Origin of the sequence: Streptomyces sp. NPDC002044 (genome assembly GCF_040296725.1) — a bacterium.
Taxonomy (GTDB): Bacteria; Actinomycetota; Actinomycetes; order Streptomycetales; family Streptomycetaceae; genus Streptomyces; species Streptomyces antarcticus.
The window spans coordinates 1-1,716 of the sequence record NZ_JBEOXU010000318.1 but is presented as its reverse complement, the minus strand read 5'-3'; the positions used below and the strand labels follow the sequence as shown (position 1 = coordinate 1,716).

The window sequence follows — 1,716 nt, the reverse complement described above, 5'->3', positions numbered from 1 at the left end:
GCCCGAAGCCCGTGCCGAACAGCGCGCGCTGGCGGGCGTGGCGGTGGGCCGGGCCTGCGGGCCACCGCGGCGGGGCCTACCGGAGCACTGACATCCAGTCACCCGTACGCTGTGCCTGCCGCGGCTCGGTAAAGGCGCGGTAAGTGGTCGGTAAGTGCTCGACAAGGGGAGGGGATCGCGGGTGGCCGCGATGGAGCTGACTCGTACGCACCGGATACTCATCGGCGTCGTGGTCGCCGGAGCCGTCGTCATCGCGGGGATCGGGTTCGCGGGCTCGTACTCCGCGGTGCGCACGCTCGCCCTGCAGAAGGGCTTCGGCAGCTTCTCGCTGGTGTTCCCGATCGGCATCGACGCGGGGATCTGCGTGCTGCTGGCGCTGGACCTGCTGCTGACGTGGATGCGGATACCCTTCCCGCTCCTGCGGCAGACGGCGTGGCTGCTGACGGCGGCGACGATCGCCTTCAACGGTGCCGCGTCCTGGCCCGACCCCCTCGGCGTCGGCATGCACGCCGTGATCCCGATCCTGTTCGTGGTGACGGTCGAGGCCGCCCGGCACGCGGTGGGCCGGATCGCGGACATCACCGCGGACCGGCACATGGAGGGCGTCCGCATCACGCGGTGGCTGCTCTCCCCGCTCCCCACGTTCAAGCTGTGGCGCCGGATGAAGCTGTGGGAGCTGCGCTCCTACGAGCAGGCCGTCGCCATGGAGCAGGACCGCCTGATCTACCAGGCGCGACTGCAGGCACGGTACGGGCGGGCCTGGCGCCGCAAGGCCCCGGTGGCGGCACTGATGCCGCTGCGGCTGGCCCGGATCGGCGTCCCGCTGGCGCACACCGCCCCGGAGGGCCTCGCCGCCGCAGGCATCGACCCCGCACTGCTGGCCCCGGCGCGGCAGTCGGCCGCATCGGCCGACCCGGCCACGTACGCCGCGTCCGCCACCGCCGCGGTGGCCCCCGCCGGGTCGGCGCCCGCGCTGGAGACGGCCGCGGCCCAGGCACAGGCGCAGACCGAAGCGCAGGCCCAGACCCAAGCCCAGACCCAGCAGACCCAGCAGGGCCGGCAGGGCCAGGACCAGCTTCCGGAGGCCGCCGCGCAGGCCGCCGCCGCGGCTGGCGCCGTTCCTGCCCCGCCGCCCTTCGCGGTGGACCCGACGGCCATGCCGGCCGCCCACAACAGCGCCTGGTTCGCCGCGCCGCTGGCCCCGCAGGCGGCGTACGAGGGCGGCTACAACCCCCAGTACGTGGAGGGCCTGGAGCCGATCCCGGTGATGCCCCCGACGGGCCCGGAGGAGCCGCAGCGGTCCCCGCGGCCGGACCTGCCGATCCCGGGCCCGCGCCAGGACGCCGTCGGGGCACCCGGGGCGTCCGTGGCGGCCCCCGAGACCGCCGCCGCGCCCGCCGTGCCCGCCGTGCCCGAACCGGTGGAGCAGGTGGGGCCGGTGGAGCCGGCGCAGTCGCCCGACGAGGCCGAGTTCGCCGACATCGCCTACAAGGTGTTCGTCGCGCTCGTCGACGAGCAGAGCGACTTCCCGACCCCCGAGGCGCTCGACATACACCTGTCCGACGGTTACGGCGTGACCCACCCGCGCAGCGGCTCGCTGCTGCGCCGGATGATCCCCGCGTTCAAGCAGCGCTACCAGAAGGAGCTGGAGGCCGAGCACATCGCGTAGGCGACGGCCGGCCCGAGCATGCGGAGGGGCCCGCACCCCGTGGGGTG

Annotated in this window: 1 protein-coding gene; it reads left to right on the top strand. The window is 74.9% G+C overall.

Annotation, left to right across the window (positions count from 1 at the left end):
• Positions 1-181 precede the first annotated feature (181 nt).
• Positions 182-1,669: a DUF2637 domain-containing protein gene (locus ABT106_RS31895; RefSeq protein WP_351284536.1), complete on the top strand. Its 1,488-nt coding sequence runs from the start codon at positions 182-184 to the stop codon at positions 1,667-1,669.
• Positions 1,670-1,716: the final 47 nt, after the last annotated feature.